Here is an 18,070-nt window from a genome sequence, read left to right as displayed (position 1 = left end):
ACAGTCCCCACCATGAGGTGGACGCTGCGCTCGGCTGCCGGACTCGTCGTACTCGTGACGGCCCTGGTGGCCGGGGCGGCGAGCGCCGCCGCGGCGCCCGACGACGGCGGCCTGGGCCTGGCTCTGCGCCCCGGGCAGGCCGACTACCGCGCCGGTGACCAGGTCCGCCTGGACCTCACCGTCACGAACTCCACCGGGTCGGCCTGCGCGCTGCCCACCACGGCCGTCGGCACCGTCCAGATCGCCGGGGTACGCCGGGACGGGCGCGACCTCACGCCCACGCTCGCCCGCAGCTTTCACGACGACGGGATCGCCGCAGCGGCCACCGCCGGTCTGACCACTGTGGAGCCCGGAGCGACCGCGATCGTGACGCTCACCGGGGTGCGGCTGGGTCACGCGCCCGGCGACGTCGTGCTCCGCTCGGTGGCCGCCACCGGGGACGGCGGGGGTCTCGACTCGCTCTGGCCGGTCGGCGCTCCGGGCAGGTACGAGGTGACGGCCGGCTACGTGCCACTGTCGGTCACCGGCGCGGTCGACCCTTGTCCGGGCGCCACGGCCCTGCGGACCACCACGTTCACGGTCGGTGACGGCGACGGCGGCGGATCCGGCAGACGTTGGCTCTGGGCGGCGGCCGGCGCGTTGCTGCTGGTACTGCTCCTGGTCGCGCTGGTGATCCTGTGGCGCATACGCCGCCGGCCGACCGCCGCCGCCGTGGTCCTGCTGCTGGTGGCGGTCGGTGCGCTGGTCGGTGGCGGGGCCCGCCCGGCCCGGGCCGACTACTCGGTCGACCCGACCTCCGGTGTGCCGATCAAGGGCGTCGACTTCCAGGCCGCTGTTGACGGCTGCCTGAGCGGGTTCGCCGCTCCCGGCGGTGACCCGTCCGGCCTGCTGCCCCGACTCAAGGACAAGAAGAGCCCGAAGGTGCGGATCATCCCCACCCCGGGCGGCTCCGGCGCGTTCGAGACGCCGGACAGCCCCGACGGCAAGGGCTCGTCCACTGTCACCTGGAATCCGACCTCCACCGACCCGTACGACGACGGGGTGGCCCGGGACCCCTGCGCCGCGCTCTACCACGAGTTGAACCACGCCGACGACATCTCCCGCGACGCGGTGCCGGCCGGCGAGTGCGGGAGCACCGGCATTCCGACCGCCGAGGTGCGGGCGACGTTGGCCGAGAACCGTTACCGGGTGGCGAAGGGCCTACCGCCGCGTACGGAGTACAAGGGCAAGCCGCTGCCCAAGAGCCTCGACGAGTGCAAGAAGAAGCCGCCGAAGAAGACGCCCCCGCCGAAGGGGCCGGTGAAGCTCTGCGAGGACGGCGCCGACTGCGGCGGCAGCAACGGCGACCCGCACCTGGTCACCTTCGACCGGGTCGCCTACGACTTCCAGGCCGTCGGTGAGTTCACCCTGGTCGCCGCCACCGGCGGTGAGCCGCTGGAGGTCCAGGTCCGGCAGTCGCCGATGGCGGGTTCCCGCTCCGCCTCGGTCAACTCGGCGGTCGCGTTCCGGATCGGCGCCCACCGGGTCGCGCTCACCCTCACCGAGGGCACCACCCGGGTGCACGTCGACGGCACGCCGGTCGCCGCGCCGCCCGAGCGGACCGACCTGGCCGGCGGCAACCTCACCCGCCGCCCGTCCGACACGGGCGAGACCGACGGGTACGACGTGACGTGGCCGGACGGCTCGGCGGCGGCGGTGGACCAGATCGGCCGCTACGGCTACCGGGTGCTCGTGCGGCTCGCCGACGGCCGGGCCGGGAAGGTACGCGGCCTGCTCGGCGACTTCGACGGCGACCCGGCCGACGACATCGCGCCCGCCGGCGGCGCGGCCCTCGCCCAGCCCGTGCCGTTCGCCGCGCTCTACCCGGCGTACGCGGACAGTTGGCGGATCGCCCCGGACCGCTCGCTGTTCTCCTACGGCGACGGGGAGGACACCGGCTCGTTCACCGACCGGACCTTCCCAGAGCGGGAGGTGACCGTCGCCGACCTCGACCCGGCCCAACGTGCCGCCGCCGAACGGATCTGCCGGTGGGCCGGCGTCACCACCGCAGGCCCGCTCGCCGACTGCGTCTTCGACGTCGCCGTGAGCGGACGTGGTGAGTTCGCCGTCGCCGGGGCCACCACCGAACGGATCGCCCCGCCGACCGGCGCGTCGATCACCGCCGTACCGTTCGCGACCGCCAGCCTCACGCCGGGCGGCGAGCCACTGACGTTCAGCGGCCGCGCCGGGGACTCCGTCTTCGTCGACGTCACCGCGCCGGGCATGGCCGACCGCTGCTCGCCGTACGTGCTCGTCGACCCGGATGGGCGGGATATCGCCAGCGGCTGCGTCATCAAGGGCGTCGGCTACGTCGACCGGGTGGACCTGACCGTCGCCGGCACCTACGCGCTGCGGGTCACCGCCGCCCCCGGGGACACCGGCCGGGCCGCCGTCCGGGTCTACGCGGCCCGGGACAGCGGCGGCGCGCTGCAACCGAACGGTCCGACCGTGACCGCCTCGATCGAGCAGCCCGGCGCGCGGGCGCGCTACCGGTTCACCGGGCGGCAGGGGGAGCGGGTCTACGTCGAGGTGCCGGAAAGCACGCTCACCGATCAGTGCTCCCCATTGGAGTTGCGCGACGCCGAGGGGCAGTTGGTCCGCAGCGGTTGCGTGATCAACGGTGTCGGAGAGGTCGACGGCACGCTCCTGCCCGCCGACGGGACGTACACCGTGGTTGTCGACCCGGTGGAACGCGGCACCGGCACGGCCACGCTGCGCCTGGTCGTCGGCCGCGACCGGGACGCGACGATCGCGCTCGGCGGACCGCCGATCGTCGCGGACGTGGACCGCCCCGGCGCGGTCACCGGCTACCGGTTCACCGCGACCGCCGGCACCCCCGTGACGGTGACCGCGACCGCCGCCACCCTGCCCGACCAGTGCGGCGTGCTGGTGCTGCGCGCCCCGGACGGCAGCACCCTCGCCACCGGCTGCGTGATCAACGGAACCGGCGGCATCACCGCGACCACGCTGCCGGCGGCGGGGGAGTACACGTTGCTTGTCGATCCCTCGGGGCCCGCGACCGGCCGGGTCACGCTGGCGGTGCGGTGATCGGTGGCTGCCGAGCGATACGACACGCTGGGCGGCGTGCTGCTGAGCAGCCACCGATCGACTCGTCGGGCGGCACGGGTCTAGGTTCTTCGCGGTTGGTGTCGACGACGGCGGGGGTACGGGGTGGGCGACGAGAAGCTGGACGATGCGGGTGTCAGGGACGGGTTCGACCTGCTGGTCACCCCCGACGTCCGGTACACGCGACTGCTGCGACGGGAGATGCGGCGGCTGAGTTTCCTGTTCGTCATCTCGGGCCTGCTGTTGTCGATCACGAGTCTCGGTACGTTCACGGCCGATGGTGGCTGGCTCTTCGCCGGGCTGTTCGGCCTCCCGTTCGGGGTGGTCTGGTTCATCGCGGGGCTGATCAACGGCGCGGCGTACCTGCGACGGCACGTCGAGTTGAGCGCGCCCGTGCGGTACGTGTTCACCGCGGAGGCCATCGAGTGGCACACCGCCCATGCGGCCTTGCGGTTGCCCTGGACGGCGATCAGGCACGCCGTTCGGATGCGGGAGGCGTACCGTCTGGACTGCGCGGACCAGCAGCCCCGCTACCTGTGCCGGACGACACTGACGCCGGCTGAGGACGCCCGGGTGACGGCGTACCTCGATGAGCGCTTGGCCGCACGGCTGGCCACCGAGGCGTCCGTGCGGCCGATGCCTCCGGTCGGTGCCGGCTCGTAGTCGGGCCGGCCGGGCGAGGCCCGGGCCGTCGGCCGACCATCGGCGCGCAGCTACTGCCGCTTGGGGAGCAGCAGTTCCTCGTGGTCGAGTTCCCGCTCCAGGATCCGCAGTTCCTCATCCGGCAGCCGCCCGGAGTCGCGCCAGCGCACCAACTCCTCGCGCTGCGCGTCCAGGGCCGTACGACGGACCCGCAGCGCCGTCTCGTACTGCGGTGACGTGGGCAACTCCGTCGATCCACTCTGTTCGAGCAGATCGAGTCGGCCACGGTAACGCGCGAGGCGGGCCAGCAACTGGGTACGCGTCGTGTTGACGGCCACCGCGCTGTCCGGCTCGGCGGCGGCGACCTCGTCGAGCCGGGCCAGCGCCGCCTCGACCGCTGCGGAGCGGGCCTCGTTCCGTACGCGGGCCTGGTCGGTCGCGTTGGCGCGCAGGCCGAGCCTGCGCACGAGCGGCGCGAAGGTCAGACCCTGCCCGACGAGCGTCACGAGGACGACCACGAAGGTACAGAACAGCAGGAGGTCCCGGTCGGGAAAGGGTGACCCGTCGTCGGTGGTCAACGGCAGGGTGAAGATCGCGGCCAGGCTGATGACGCCGCGCGTGCCGGACCAGCTCAACGCCACCACCTCGCGGGAGCTGAGCCGGCGGGCGTTGCGGTCGGCCCGGGCGACCTGCCGGGCGCTGCCGGCTTCGTCGACGTCGTCCTGCTCGGAGATGCCGCCCAGGCGGGTGTGCAGGGACCGGGGGAGCGACTGGGTCATCACCAGCCAGGCGGGACGCAGGAGCAGGACCACGCCCACGGACACCGCGACAGCGATGACGATCGTCGACGTGTCGTACTGGCGCAAACCCTTCACGACCTCGGGAAGCTGCTGGCCGATCAGCAGGAAGACGAAGCCTTCGAGGAGGAAGTCGACCAGTCGCCACACCGCGCTGGTCTGGAGGCGGGCGGCCCCGGACCCGACCTGGGGCGTCTGGTGGCCGACGATCAGCCCCGCGATCACCACGGCGAGCACCCCGGAGACGTGCAACGCCTCGCCCAGCAGGTACGCCACGAACGGTGTCGCCAGCGAGATCGCGTTGGACAGCAGCGGGTCCGCGGTGAGCGGGCGGGCCAGGCGTTTCGCCCAGGCCACGGCGACCCCGACGGCCACCCCACCGACCGCCGCCAGCACGAACTGGGCCACGGCGGCGGGGAACGAGAAGGTGCCACCGACGGCGGCGGCCACCGCGACGCTGAGCATCGTCAGCGCGGTCGCGTCATTGAGCAGCCCTTCACCCTGGATGATCGTCACGATCTTCGGCGGCAGGCTGACCCGTCGGCCCACCGCCAGGGCGGCCACCGGGTCGGGAGGGGCGATGGCGGCGCCGACGGCGATACCGGCGGCCAGCGTCGCCCCCGCCACGAACAGGTGGAACCCGAGACCGACGAGCAGCCCGGTGAGGAGCACCAGCACCACGGAGAGGCTGACCACGATCCGCAGGTTCCGGCGGATGTCGAGCAGCGAGGAGTCCAACGCGGCGCTGTAGAGCAGTGGCGGCAGCACGACCATGAGCACCAGCTCGGGATCGAGGCCGACGTTGGGGCCGGGTAGCAGCGCGTACACGATGCCGATGAGCGGCAGCAGCGCGGCCGCCGGCAGGCCGGTGCGGGCCGCCACCCACCGGACGGCGACGATGACCGCCACGGCGGCGAGCACGAACAACACCATCGAATGGGCGCTCACCTGGTGTCGTCCCCCTGGATCGGCGCGTGGATCTCGTATCGACCCTACCCGTCACCGGAGCACGGGGACCCGTCGCGCGTGTCCGGCCTTGCCCGAGCATTGGTGCGCTTCTATAGTTGCGCGATCACCACATTCATGGCCGTGGTCATCGCGGTAGGTCGTCGAAGCGCTTCGACGATTCGTCGTTCAGGCCCGTCAGCCGGGTGTCGAGCCTGGCCACGCCGGTCTTGGCGCTGAATCGCGCCTGTCGTACGACATGAGGAGAACCGCATGCGGAAGTGGCGCCTTCGGCGCGGAATCACCGCGCTCGCGCTCGCCCTGCTCGCCCTGCCGACCGTTCCCGGCACGGCACACGCCGACCCCGCCTACCCGTTCCGTGACCCCAGCCTGCCCGTCCAGGTCCGGGTCGACGACCTGCTCGGCCGGCTCACCCTGGACGAGAAGATCTCCTGGCTGCACCAGTACCAGCCGGCCGTGCCCCGGTTGGGCATCGGCCTGTTCAAGACCGGCACCGAGGCGCTGCACGGCGTCGCCTGGTCGACCGACATCGACAACAACGGCGCGGTGGTCAAGGCCCGCGGCACGTCCTTCCCGCAACCGGTGGGCATGGCGAGCACCTGGAACCCGGATCTGATCCAGCGGGTCGGCTCGGCCGTGGGTGACGAGGCGCGCGGCTACCACGCGCAGAACCCGCGGGTCTGGGGTCTCAACCTCTGGGCGCCGGTGGTCAACCTGCTCCGCGACCCGCGCTGGGGTCGGAACGAGGAGGGCTACTCCGAGGACCCGCTGCTCACCGCGAAGATCTCCACCGCGTACGGCTCGGGAATGACCGGCGGCGACCCGGACCACCTGAAGAGCGCGCCGACCCTGAAGCACTACCTGGCCTACAACAACGAGGTCCGGCGCGACGTCACCTCGTCGAACGTGCCGCCGCGCGTGCTCAACGAGTACGACCGGGCCGCCTTCAAGCCGGCCATCGCCGCCGACGCGGCGACCGGCGTGATGGCCTCGTACAACCTGGTCAACGGCCGTCCCGCGACGGTGGACCCGGACCTGGCGACGGTGGTGCGGAGCTGGACCGACCAGCCCCTGATGAACGTGACGGACGCCTGGGCGCCGAACAACCTCGTCGCCTCGCAGGGGTACTACCCGACCCAGGCCGAGGGGAACGCCGCGATCGTCAAGGCCGGCCTGAACAGCTTCATCACCGACGACACCAACGCGCAGCCGACCGTCACCGCCATCAAGCAGGCCCTCGCCAGCGGTCTGCTCACCGAGGCGGACATCGACGCCCGGATCGCCGAGATCCTGAACCTGCGCTTCCGCCTCGGCGAGTTCGACCCGGGCGGCGGCCGGTACGGCGGCATCACCCCGGACGTCATCAACAGCCCGGAACACCAGCGGCTGGCCCGTCAGGCCGCCGGCGAGGCGATGGTGCTGCTCAAGAACTCGCGGCAGGCCCTTCCGCTGGACCCGGCCCGGACCCGCAAGGTGGCCGTGCTCGGCCCGCTCGCCGACACCCTCTACACCGACTGGTACGGGGCCGACCTGCCGTACCAGGTGACCGCGCTGGACGGCATCCGCGAGCGGCTGGGCAGCTCGGCCAGCGTCGACGGGCTCGACGGGGCGGACCGGATCGCCCTGAAGGACCCGTCCACCGGCCGGTACCTGACGGCCACCGGCATCACCGACGCGGACCCGGTCTCCGTCACCGGCACCGACGCCTCGCTCGCGGCCCAGTTCGACAGCGTCGACTGGGGACAGAACGTGGTGACGCTGCGCAACGCCGCCAACGGCCGCTACCTCGGCTACAACTGGGGGCCGTTCGTCACCCGTGACGAGCAGCCGAACGGTTGGTACGTCCAGCAGCAGTTCTCGCTGGAACCGCAGGCCGACGGGACGGTCGCGGTGCGCTACGCCGGCTACGAGACGACGGAGAGCTGGTTCGGCGTCAACACCTACCTCACCGTCGGCGACGACGGCGCCCTGAAGCTCGGCGCGTCCACCGCCGCGGACGCGACCCACTTCCAGCGCGAGGTGATCAGCAGCGGGGTCGACCGGGCCGTCGCGGCGGCCAAGGCGGCCGACACCGCCGTCCTGGTGGTCGGCAGCAACCCGTTCATCAACGGGCGCGAGGCGCACGACCGTACCTCGATGGCGTTGAGCGCCAGCCAGGAGGCGCTGGTCAAGGCCGTGACCAAGGCCAACCCACGGACGGTGCTGGTGCTCCAGACCAGCTACCCGGTCACCATCGGGTGGGAGCAGGAGCACGTGCCGGCCATCGTGTGGACCACCCACGCGGGCGCGGAGACCGGTCACGCCGTCGCGGACGTGCTGTTCGGCGACCGCAACCCGTCCGGCAAGCTCACCCAGACCTGGTACCGCTCGGACCGACAACTCCCGCCTGACCTGCTGGAGTACGACATCATCTCGTCCGGGCAGACCTACCTCTACAGCAGCGCGAAGCCGCTCTACCCGTTCGGCCACGGGCTGTCGTACACCGGTTTCCGATACGGCCAGCTCCGCGCCGACGCCCGGTCGGTCGCGGCGGACGGCACCATCACGGCCCGCGTCGACGTGACCAACACCGGCACCCGCGCCGGCTCCGAGGTCGTCCAGCTCTACACCCACCAACGCACCTCGCGGGTGAAGACGCCGATCCGGGCGCTCAAGTCGTTCGAGCGGGTGCAGCTCGCCCCCGGGCAGACTCGTACCGTGACGCTGCGGGTGCGGGCCGCCGACCTCGCGAACTGGGACGTCACCCGGAGCCGCTGGGTGGTGGAGTCGTCCACGTACGACCTGATGGTCGGCGCGAGCGCCGGGGACGTCCGGGCCCGGACGGCGGTCGCGGTGCGCGGTGAGACGATCCCGGCCCGGGACCTGTCCCGGACGACCCGCGCCGAGAATTTCGACGGGTACGCGGGGGTCCGGCTCGTCGACGAGACGAAGGTACGCGGTACGGCCGTGGGCGCCACCGCCGCCGGCCAGTGGATCTCCTTCGCGAAGTCCGCCCTCCGCCCGGACAGCCGCACCTTCTCGGCGCGGGTCGCCAAGGCCACGGCGGGCACCGGCACGATCCAGGTCCGGCTGGGCTCGCCCACCGGCCGACTGCTCGGTACGGCCACCGTGCCGAGCACCGGTGACGACTACCGGTACGTCAGCGTCCGGGCCGAGCTGGCCCGGACCGCCGGCACCCACGACGTCTACCTGGTGTTCGACTCTCCACTGCGGCTGGCGGACTTCTCGCTGCGCTGATCCGGACGGCTCGGGCCGGGGTGCTGGTGCGCCCCGGCCCGAGCCGTTTCCGGATTCATCAGATGATTGACGATCAAGCTTCGTGCCCTGTGCCTGATTCGCGGCTTTAATAGTGCTTTAGGCATAGATGGGACCCAATCTCGTATTGCATTCGTCACACGTCTGACATACGCTCCGCCTCAAGACTTCGTAGCGATTGGCAAAAGAGTGCGGTGGGGCGGCATCCCCCGTCCCCCCGCCGACCCTCGGTGGCGTCGCTGTTCCCTGCTCGTCGCTCGATGCACGTCCCAGGCACCACGTCGACGACAAGTGAGAAAGGACAGCACGTGAGATCAGCCGTATCCACCACCCGCACGGCCCTGCTCGCGGCGGCGCTCGTCGCCGCCACGCTGCCGGCCGTGGTGATCAGTCAAACGCCGGCCTCGGCCGCGGTCCAGGCCACGTACTACGTCGCCCCCGACGGTAACGACTCCAACGCGGGCACCCAGGCGTCACCGTTCAAGACGGTGCAACGCGCCCGGGACGTCGTCCGTACTGTTAACGCGAACATGTCCGGCGACATCAACGTCTACCTGCGCGGCGGCAGATATCCGGTCACCAGCACCGTCGAGTTCGGCGCCAGCGACTCCGGCACCAACGGGTACCGGATCAGCTACGCCGCCTACCCCGGCGAGACGCCGGTCCTCGACGGCGGCGTTCCGGTCACCGGGTGGACCCAGCACAGCGGCAACATCTGGAAGGCGCCGCTGAACCGCAGCACCAAGCTGCGCACGCTCTACGTCAACGACAAGCGCGCGCAGATGGCCACCAAGACGGTCAACTCGGCGGGCTGCTACGGGACGTACAACGTCACCGCCGGTCAGGCGTCCTGGGCGTGGGAGTCGGGCTCCCAGTGCGACGGCGCGAAGTACAGCCAGAACGACTTCCCCGCCATCCCCCGCAACCAGGACGACATCGAGATCGAGACGGGCACGACCTGGACCACCGCCATCGTGGGGGTCCGTCAGGTGACCACCGACGGCTCGAACCGGGTCGCCCTGTTCCAGCAGCCGGGTGCGGCGATCGCGCAGGGCGCGTTCAACGGCAACGCCCAGATCAACGGCAGCCACAAGCTCATGAACGCGTACGAGTTCCTGGACGCGCCCGGTGAGTTCTACTTCGACAAGGGCACCCAGACGGTCTACTACTACAAGGCCAGCTCCGAGGACATGACGACCGCGTCGGTCTACGCGCCGAACAACGTCACCACCGTGCTGCGGGTCGCCGGCACCTCGACCAGCAGCCACGCGCGCAACATCACGTTCGCCGGCCTGACCGTGCAGCACTCCGACTGGAACCTGTTCAACGTCGCCGGCTCGTCGTTCAAGCAGGCGCAGCAGGGCAACCTCGGCGCGCAGGCGTACGCGAAGGGCAACTTCCACGTCTACTACTACCGCAACGTCGACGTCACGCCCGGCGTCGTCCAGGTGCAGAACGCCGACGGGATCCTGCTGCAACGCAACCGGGTCCAGCACACCGGCGCCGACGGCATCAGCATGGTCAACGACGTGCAGAACTCGCAGTTGATCGGGAACTACACCAACGACATCGCCGGGTCCGCCATCGACGTCGGCCATCCCCAGCACGTCTTCATCGGAGACGGCACGTCGAGCAACCGGGAGAAGTACCTCCCGCAGGTCGAGGGGCTGCCGAAGAACATCGAGATCAAGAACAACTACCTGTACGACAGTGCGGTGCTGTTCAACGGGCACAGCCCCATCTCGGCGTACTTCGTCGACACCCTGACGATCCAGCGCAACCGGATCGAGAAGGCCCCCTGGTCGGGCATCACGATGGGCTGGGGCTGGTGGAACTTCGACGGGTCGTCGGGCTCGATCGCGCCCAACCGGCCGACCACGACGGCGCGGAACAACACCATCAGCTACAACCACATCATCGACACGGTCCAGCGCCTCAGCGACACGGCGCCCATCTACACGCTGGGCAGCCAGCCCGGGACCACGATCACCAACAACTACCTCCAGGGCGTGCCCTCGGGTCACAAGTACGGACTCCACCCCGACGAGGGCTCGGCGTACATCACCTTCCGGGACAACGTCCTGAGCATCGACAAGAACGTCACCTGGATGATCAACTCCGACGACTTCGGTCGGAAGCACGACCTGAGCATCACGCAGATCTACGGCCCGATCAACAAGGTGTCGAACAAGAACCTGCCGAACAGCACGGTCGCCGACATCCTCGTCTCCTCCGACTACGTCTGGCCGGCGGCGGCGTACGGCATCGCGGTGAACTCCGGCCTGGAGGACGCCTACCGGGACATCATCCCGGCCAGCAGGTTCTCCGCGCCGAACTACGTGCTGCCGGCCAGCACGTACGTCACCAGCGCCACGGCGACGATCCCGATCCGGAGTACCGGCGACGCCACCAAGTCGGTCTGGCTGGCACCGTTGGGCACGACCACCTTCACCGCCGGGGCGACGATGACCAGGGCGGCCGGTGACGCCACGTCCATCGCCGTGCCGGCGACCCAGGGCGAGTACCGCCTCTACGTCGTCGACGCCCAGGGCAACCGGTCGGCCGAGTCGACCTCCCTCGTCCGGCAGCAGAGCGGCGGCGGCACCCAGCAGGGCGGGCAGCTCGTGGGCGGTCAGTCCGGCCGCTGCATCGAGGTGCCCAACTCGTCGACCACGAACGGCACCCAGGTGCAGCTCTGGGACTGCGGCAGCGGCGCCAACCAGCGGTGGACCGCCACCTCCAGCAAGCAGCTGATGGTGTACGGCAACAAGTGCCTGGACGCGTCCGGGGCGGGCACGGCCAACGGCACCCAGGTCATCATCTGGGACTGCCACGGCGGCGCCAACCAGCAGTGGAACATCAACGCCAACGGCACCATCACGAACGGCCAGTCCGGGCTCTGCCTCGATGCCAACGGCGCGGCCAGCGCCAACGGCACGAAGATCATCCTCTGGTCGTGTAACGGTGGCGCCAACCAGCGGTGGAGTCTGCGCAGCTAGGTGGTTGTCAGCCGGGGTCGGGCCGATTTTCGGTCCGACCCCGGTTACTTCTGGTAGCCGTAGTTGTCGCAGGTCCGGCGTCCCAGGACACAGTTCTTGGTGCGCTTGTTCATGGTGTTGACGTCCCACATGACGAACGCGTCACCGTGCATCGACGAGGCGCTCTTGCCCGCCTTGTCGGACGAGAGGTAGTAGCCCGCCGGGGTGCCCCTGGCCGGGTACTGGATGTCGAAGGTGATCGCCGGGATCCGTACCGGGTGGCTGGTCGGGCAGGTGTTGCCGCTGCCGTACGCCACATGGTCCTTGTGGTTGGGGCTGTCCAGGTGCTTGCCGTCCCAGCAGTCCGGGAACTGGAGCATGAAGTGCAGCGTCGCGGTCCCACCGCAGATCGGCCAGTTGCCGTTGGTGCTGCGGGCGATGCCGTCGAGGTCGCCGGGACCGTAGAAGGCGCAGTAGAACTGGCCAGGTGTGCCGCGCGGCGTCGGCTTCTTCTTCTTGGCGTCCCCGGAGATCATGCGCAGGCCGTTGGGCATGGGCATCTGGCCTGTCGAGGTCTTCGCGAGCGAGCGGTAGTAGACCCGGAAGCCGCTGGTCTCGACCGGCTTACCGGTCGCGTTGTCGTAGAGCGTGGGCACCCAGTACGCGGAGTGATCCTGGACCGGCTTGCAGGACGTGGCCGTGAACTTCGTCAGGTCCCCGGCGACGGTGTTCGCGTCGACGGCCTTGTTGCCGACGAAGGAGTGCATGTGCGAGGCGCCCGGTAGACCGGGAGCGACGATCGGGTCATCCGGCAGTCGGTGGCTGTACTGGCAGTCCGCCCGGAACTCCGGGAGGTCGCCCACACCGGCCGGGACGGGGTCGATCTTCAGCGCCCGGTACGCGTCGGCCTGCGCCTTCCAGGCCGCACGGTCGACCGGAACCCAGCCGGTCACGGGGGTCTTCGGCGCCGCAGTGGTGGAGGGCGTCGCGCCTGTCGACGCAGTCGTGGAGACCGAAGGTGTCGCGGAGGCCGACATCGCCGGCCCGGACGACTCCGCCTGTCCAGCCGACGTCGGGGGGTATCCGAGGGCGTTGGCCGCGTTCGACGGCTCGGGCTGCGCTGAGCCGTTGCCCAGGTAGACGGCCCCGGCCGCGACGACGAGCACGACGGCCACGCCCGCGGCGACGCTCAGTCTCTTGTGGGTGGCCCACCCCGGGCGACGATGACGTGACGGCGGCGGGCCTTCGTACGACACGGGTCGCTCCCAACGAACAGACGACAGGCCGACCCGGACGGTCACGGCCGCCGTATGGTAGGCAGTCGCCGGCCGTACCGGACAGGGTCTTTAAACACTCTTAATCGAGCCGGTCCGCGCGTACGTCTGGACGAAAAATGGGTAATGGTGGGCGATGAAGTCGACCTGGAAACCCCACGAGAAGCACGGCGGCCTGACCGACAAGGACAAGCGCGAGCTGCCGGAGACCGTCTTCGCGTTCCCCGGCAAGCGCAAGGAGCCGATGACCGACGCGGGCCACGTCCGCAACGCCATCGCCCGCTTCGACCAGGTGCAGGGCGTCACCGACGCAGACCGCGACCTGGCCTTCCAGAACATCCTCGCCGCCGCCAAGCACTACGGCGTCGAGGTCGCCGAGACGAACTGGAAGCAACTCGGCAAACTGCCGCACACCCCGAACCCCGCGCACTGAGCGCGGGGGCCGGCCGGTCCGAGAGACCGTTGGCGGGCGTGTTAGCGTGCTCGTCGTTGTCAGCGAGCGCCGCTAGCTCAACTGGCAGAGCAGCGGACTCTTAATCCGCGGGTTCGGGGTTCGAGTCCCTGGCGGCGCACCACTGAGATAGGCCCTGACCCGGGTTTCCACCTGGTTCGGGGCCTCCTTCATGTTCTGTGGCCATAGCCGGGTGCTCGGCAGCCGTTGGACCGCTCCGTGCCTGGAGCGACAGGGCCTGCGTTGGTGGACGTCTTTGAGTAGGGCGCCGTGTTCGTTGAGCAGTCGTTCGAGATCGCCGGAGCTGTTCAGGTCGTGGTGCCGCTCGGAGCCACCGGCGCGTTCGCCCACTGGGCGAGCAACTTCAGTGCCTCGTGGGATGAGCTGTCTGGTTCGGCGGTGAACACCACGAGGTGCTGGTCGGACTTGCCGCTGACGTCGAATTGCTGCGAATCGAGGGTGAGTGGGCCGACCAGCGGATGCTGGTAGATCTTGCGGCGCAGCGTGGCGCCGGTCACGAGGTGGCCGCCCCACCATGTGCGAAAGTCCGCGTCTTTGACGGAGAGAGTCCCGACAAGTTCGGCCAGGCGCTGATCGTTCGGGTAGTTCCGGGCCTCCATACGTAGATAGGCGACGCATTCCTGGGCGGCCCTGGCCCAGTCGGTGTTCAATTCCCGGTAACCCGGATCGAGAAAAGTGAGCCAGAGAAGGTTGCGGTGCCGCTCCGGCAGCGCCCCATAATCGGTGAACAAGGCAGCGGCCAGGGGATTCCAGGCGAGGATGTCCAGTCTCCGGCCGAATACGTAGGCGGGAACTTCGTACAGGCTATCGAGCAATCGCTGAGTCTGCGGGTCAACTCGCGATGTGGTCTGAGTACGTGATCCTGGGCGCTGTTTCGGCCCTGCGATCGAGTGCAGGTACTCTCGGCCGTCGCGGTCGAGGCCAAGCGCGTCCGCGAGGGCGTCGAGGACCTCGGGTGACGCAGTGGTGACGCGTCCCTGCTCGAGCCGGGCCAGATAGTCCGCGCTGACATTGGCCAGCTGGGCGACCTCTTCACGGCGCAGCCCGGGAACGCGGCGCCGCCGGCCGCCGTCGGGTAGGCCGACGTCGTCCGGCCGGATACGTGCACGACTGGCCCGCAGAAACTCAGCAAGCGGATTGCTCACGCTGAACTCCGGGCGCTTGGACATGAAACCCAATCTACCCCCGGGCCTCGGCGGATACCTGGGACTGTCTTTCCCATGATGAACCTTCCCCTGAAGAACCGAACCTGGCCGGCCCGATGAACCGCGATGACACTTGGGCGCATCAGCGAGCCACTACTTGCCCGGACAGCAGCAACGCCAATAGAGGGCACGGATGTCCGGGCCGGGACTAATGGGAGAGGAAGCCCTCCATGTCGAAAACGATCGTGGTGACCGGTACCGCAACTGGAATAGGCCGGGCCATCGTGGACAAGTTCGCCGCCGAAGGCTGGAACGTGGTCGCGACGGTCCGCAAGGAGGCCGACCTGACGGTGCACGATGGATTGGAGCGGGTCAGGACGCTGCTGCTGGACGTCGATGACGAGCAGGCGGCAGGGCCCTTCGCGCGGACCGCGGTGGAGCAGTTCGGACAGGTCGACGTCTTGGTCAACAATGCGGGTTTCTACCAGATGGGGCCGGTGGAGGTGAGCAGCATGGACCAGATCCACCGGCAGTTCCAGACCAACGTGTTCGGACTGATCGCGCTCAGCCAGGCATTCCTGCCGATCTTCCGCGCCCAGCGCTCCGGAACGATCATCAACATCTCCTCGTTGACCGCCGAGCAGGGTTATCCGTACAGCGCCGTCTACGCTGCCTCTAAGGCAGCCGTGGCGGCCCTGAGTGAGGGGATGAGCCTGGAGGTGGCCGGTTTCGGCATCGCGGTCAAGGCCGTCCTGCCCGGACAGCACTCCACCCGCATCTTCACGAAGATCGACATTGCGCAGGACGTCCCTGCGGACTATCAGGCTGGAATCGATGCGTTCTTCTCCAAGAACGCGCCAACCGGCTCCGACCCGTCGATTACCGCCGACGTCGTGTACCGAGCCGCCGTCGACGGGGACAACACCAAGGTGCGTTACTACTCCGCACCGGATTCGGCCGCCATTCCCAGGGCCAAGCAGATCCTGGGCACCGACGGCTACTGGGCGGAGTTCCGTACCGCCGTCCTCGCGGAGCCCAGCCCGCTGTTCACTGCGTTGATCCCGCGCCCGGGCGAGCATCCGATCGATTGGCAGATCTCCTGACCATGCGCTGACTCCCTCTCGGGTAACAGGCGGCTCGGTCGGCTGGCTGATCCCGGCAACCGCCACCGGGGCCGGCCAGCGGCCGTCAGCCATGGCTCTCACAGCGAGACGCTGCCCGGTCCCGACATGCGACTTGATCAGTTCGACTGAGGTGACGATCCTCAGTCACCTTCCAAATGCCGGATCTCGCCTCCTTTGTCCTTAGAGATGGAAGAGTGATTATCGTGACGACGAACCATCAGACAGACCCGGGGTACGCCGCCGCGCTGGACACGGCTGAGCGTCTGCTGGGCTTCCGCTTGGAGCGCTTTCTTGGTGCCACGCCTGGTGAGCCAGCTAACGGCGCAGACTTCAAACGGATCGCGACGATGCACGCCTTCGGCGACGTCTGGCCGCGCACCGAGCACCTGGATACACGGACGCGAGCACTGGTGTCCGTCACCATCGCGGCGACACTCGGCGTCCTGGAGCCCCTCCGTGGTCAACTTCGCATCGCGCTCAACGCCGGCGCCGCCAAGGAAGAGATCGCCGAAGTCTTTCTTCAGGTCGCGGCCTACGCTGGCGTAGCACGCGCGTTCGACGGCTACCAGGTCGCGGCTCAGGTCTTCGCAGAGAACACGCAAAGCTCAGACTCTGGTAAGTAAGGGGTTCAGGGGTCAGGCCCGGTCCGGTTGGACCGGGCCTGACCCCTTCCGGCCAGCGCCATGAGCCGGACGAAGTGCCGGTTCAGGTTCCGCGGCTCGATGGGGTATCGATGCCGGTTGTGAAGACCAGGTCGAAGTCCAACCGCCGGCCAACTCGGCTGGCTTCCGTGTCGGGTCCGCCACGATGTGCGGGTGCTCGTCGGGCGCTCGCTCGCCGGGACAGGTAGCTAGCGGTTGGCACCCAGCGGCCCCAGACGCTGGATCAGCACGGGCACGTGGGACGGTCGATGCCACGTGGGACCCATGAACACGACATAGGCGGGGCTCTTAATCCGCGGGTTCGGGGTTCGAGTCCCTGGCGGCGCGATGTCCGGCTGTCTTTCCCGCCGTACGCGGTCGCGGAATCTCTCGGCGTGGCGTCGGCTGGTGAGAGTGACTGAATCGCCGCGCTGACCGCGGTTTCCCGTCGTCTCACCGCTCTCTCCTTCTACCGCCTTCTCGGCCGTGACCACTGATCACTGACTCCTCCGTGACGTCTGGTGACGTCGGTGCCGTGCCGGTAGGTTCAACCCTCCTGAGAGCTCTCGCGGTCAGGTGGAGGGATCCGGCGGCGTGTCGCACGTCGAGAAGATCACTACAGAGCTCCGTACGCTGGCGGCCGGGGTTGAACGTGCAGACGGTCTGGCTGCCGCTGCTGATCAGCAGGCGCAGGAGATCGCGCTGCGCGCGGCGGGGGCCGGGTTCGCCGCGGTCGCTGCCGGTATGGCGCGGGTGCGCGGAGCCATCGCCACCGTCCGGGGTGGACTGGGTGGTCTGACCGGGGCTGTCGGTGATGCCACGAAGGTGGCCGCTGGTGTCCCGGAGCAGGCCAGTCCGGGAGAGACCATCAGCGGGCTGACTCCGCTGCAGACTGCGGTCGACGGCATCCGTGACCAGACGGCCGCCACTGTCACCCAGGTCGGTGAGGCACAGCAGCTTGTCGTCGGGGTCTTGCAAGGTGGACAGCCGGGCCCGCTGCTGCAGGCCCTGGAGAGCATCAAACAGGTGCTTGTCTTGCTGGTTCAGCGCACCGCCACCACCCGCCAGGCCGTTGACGCGGCGATCGCCGAGGCACGACAGTTGGGAAACTGAGCGGGGCTGGCGGTGCCGTACCGACCAGCCCTGCCTCGGTTTCCACCTCGCCCTCTGGCGGGGGCGTGGCGACGGCGTGGACGCGCAAGCCGACCGGAGAGCGGGGTGGTTCGCCGACTGGTCGGCGTACCCGGATTCCTCCGAGAGAGGACGAACGCGTGCGGCGCTCCTTGGAACTGGAGAACCAGTGCGCCGATACCGTCGCTGCCCAGGGGTACCGACTCCATCAGAACCCGACCCGGCAGGAGATCGCTGACGCCCGGCTCGGTACCGGTGATTCCGGGAAACCGGGCAAGGATCCCGACTACCTGATCGAGGGACACGTCTTCGACTGTTACTCCCCGATGCCGGCGAAGAGCGTGCGAGGCGTGTGGAGCGGGGTATCCGACAAGGTCACCAGCGAGCAGACCCAACGGGTGGTGGTGAACCTGCACGACTGGCGTGGCGATCTCGGGGCGTTGCAGAGACAGTTCGACGACTGGCCGATCGCAGGGTTGAAGGAACTGGTGGCGGTGACGCGAAGCGGGGCGATAATCCAGATCCTGCGACGAGACTGAA

General features: G+C 69.3%; 12 protein-coding genes and 1 tRNA gene. 10 read left to right on the top strand and 3 right to left on the bottom strand.

Annotated features, from left to right (window positions below):
* The first annotated feature begins 12 nt into the window (after window positions 1–12).
* Both AC3EN4_RS04045 and AC3EN4_RS04040 read left to right on the top strand, forming a co-directional pair.
* On the top strand, window positions 13–3,087 hold the full coding sequence (locus AC3EN4_RS04045) for a VWD domain-containing protein (protein WP_435204567.1): 3,075 nt from the start codon (window positions 13–15) through the stop codon (window positions 3,085–3,087).
* Between the two features lie 123 nt (window positions 3,088–3,210).
* Window positions 3,211–3,768: a hypothetical protein gene (locus AC3EN4_RS04040; protein ID WP_435204566.1), complete on the top strand. Its 558-nt coding sequence runs from the start codon at window positions 3,211–3,213 to the stop codon at window positions 3,766–3,768.
* A gap of 50 nt (window positions 3,769–3,818) precedes the next feature.
* Here the strand turns inward: AC3EN4_RS04040 and AC3EN4_RS04035 are convergent, their stop codons facing one another.
* Window positions 3,819–5,492: a Na+/H+ antiporter gene (locus tag AC3EN4_RS04035; protein WP_435204565.1), complete on the bottom strand. Its 1,674-nt coding sequence runs from the start codon at window positions 5,490–5,492 to the stop codon at window positions 3,819–3,821.
* Between the two features lie 270 nt (window positions 5,493–5,762).
* Between AC3EN4_RS04035 and AC3EN4_RS04030 the strand changes: the two genes are divergently transcribed.
* Together AC3EN4_RS04030 and AC3EN4_RS04025 are read left to right on the top strand one after the other, a co-directional pair.
* Window positions 5,763–8,747, top strand: coding sequence for a glycoside hydrolase family 3 protein (locus AC3EN4_RS04030; protein WP_435204564.1), 2,985 nt, complete (start codon window positions 5,763–5,765; stop codon window positions 8,745–8,747).
* Between the two features lie 326 nt (window positions 8,748–9,073).
* A complete protein-coding gene (locus AC3EN4_RS04025) occupies window positions 9,074–11,764 on the top strand; it encodes an RICIN domain-containing protein (RefSeq protein WP_435204563.1) in 2,691 nt (896 codons plus the stop codon).
* 44 nt (window positions 11,765–11,808) lie between these two features.
* Here AC3EN4_RS04025 and AC3EN4_RS04020 read toward each other — a convergent pair whose 3' ends face one another.
* Window positions 11,809–12,696: a DUF1996 domain-containing protein gene (locus AC3EN4_RS04020; RefSeq protein ID WP_488179804.1), complete on the bottom strand. Its 888-nt coding sequence runs from the start codon at window positions 12,694–12,696 to the stop codon at window positions 11,809–11,811.
* 457 nt (window positions 12,697–13,153) lie between these two features.
* On the opposite strand from AC3EN4_RS04020, the gene AC3EN4_RS04015 reads away from it, so the two are divergent.
* Together AC3EN4_RS04015 and AC3EN4_RS04010 are read left to right on the top strand one after the other, a co-directional pair.
* On the top strand, window positions 13,154–13,450 hold the full coding sequence (locus tag AC3EN4_RS04015; RefSeq protein WP_435204561.1) for a DUF6582 domain-containing protein: 297 nt from the start codon (window positions 13,154–13,156) through the stop codon (window positions 13,448–13,450).
* Window positions 13,451–13,516: 66 nt separating this feature from the next.
* Window positions 13,517–13,592: transfer RNA gene (locus tag AC3EN4_RS04010), tRNA-Lys, on the top strand.
* Between the two features lie 184 nt (window positions 13,593–13,776).
* On the opposite strand, the gene AC3EN4_RS04005 is transcribed toward AC3EN4_RS04010, so the two are convergent.
* Complete coding sequence (locus AC3EN4_RS04005; RefSeq protein WP_435204560.1) at window positions 13,777–14,658, bottom strand: helix-turn-helix transcriptional regulator; 882 nt, start codon at window positions 14,656–14,658, stop codon at window positions 13,777–13,779.
* Window positions 14,659–14,864: 206 nt separating this feature from the next.
* Between AC3EN4_RS04005 and AC3EN4_RS04000 the strand changes: the two genes are divergently transcribed.
* The 4 genes from AC3EN4_RS04000 (at window position 14,865) to AC3EN4_RS03985 (ending at window position 18,069) form a co-directional block, all read left to right on the top strand.
* Window positions 14,865–15,737: an SDR family NAD(P)-dependent oxidoreductase gene (locus tag AC3EN4_RS04000; protein ID WP_435204559.1), complete on the top strand. Its 873-nt coding sequence runs from the start codon at window positions 14,865–14,867 to the stop codon at window positions 15,735–15,737.
* 215 nt (window positions 15,738–15,952) lie between these two features.
* Window positions 15,953–16,381: a carboxymuconolactone decarboxylase family protein gene (locus tag AC3EN4_RS03995; protein ID WP_435204558.1), complete on the top strand. Its 429-nt coding sequence runs from the start codon at window positions 15,953–15,955 to the stop codon at window positions 16,379–16,381.
* Window positions 16,382–16,993: 612 nt separating this feature from the next.
* The gene (locus tag AC3EN4_RS03990; RefSeq protein WP_435204557.1) at window positions 16,994–17,512 is read left to right on the top strand and encodes a DUF6244 family protein; all 519 of its coding nucleotides are present in this window, start codon (window positions 16,994–16,996) and stop codon (window positions 17,510–17,512) included.
* Window positions 17,513–17,670: 158 nt separating this feature from the next.
* Complete coding sequence (locus AC3EN4_RS03985) at window positions 17,671–18,069, top strand: CdiA C-terminal domain-containing protein (RefSeq protein ID WP_435204556.1); 399 nt, start codon at window positions 17,671–17,673, stop codon at window positions 18,067–18,069.
* Window position 18,070: the final 1 nt, after the last annotated feature.

The organism is Micromonospora sp. bgisy143, assembly GCF_057708145.1.
This window is presented reverse-complemented; position numbering and strand designations above follow the sequence as displayed.

Excerpts from the sequence above, each read along its gene's own strand:
- AC3EN4_RS04045 (WP_435204567.1), top strand. The coding sequence starts at position 13 with ATGAGGTGGACGCTGCGCTCGGCTGCCGGACTCGTCGTACTCGTGACG.
- AC3EN4_RS04030 (WP_435204564.1), top strand. The coding sequence starts at position 5,763 with ATGCGGAAGTGGCGCCTTCGGCGCGGAATCACCGCGCTCGCGCTCGCC.
- AC3EN4_RS04015 (WP_435204561.1), top strand. The coding sequence starts at position 13,154 with ATGAAGTCGACCTGGAAACCCCACGAGAAGCACGGCGGCCTGACCGAC.
- AC3EN4_RS04005 (WP_435204560.1), bottom strand. The coding sequence starts at position 14,658 with ATGTCCAAGCGCCCGGAGTTCAGCGTGAGCAATCCGCTTGCTGAGTTT.
- AC3EN4_RS04000 (WP_435204559.1), top strand. The coding sequence starts at position 14,865 with ATGTCGAAAACGATCGTGGTGACCGGTACCGCAACTGGAATAGGCCGG.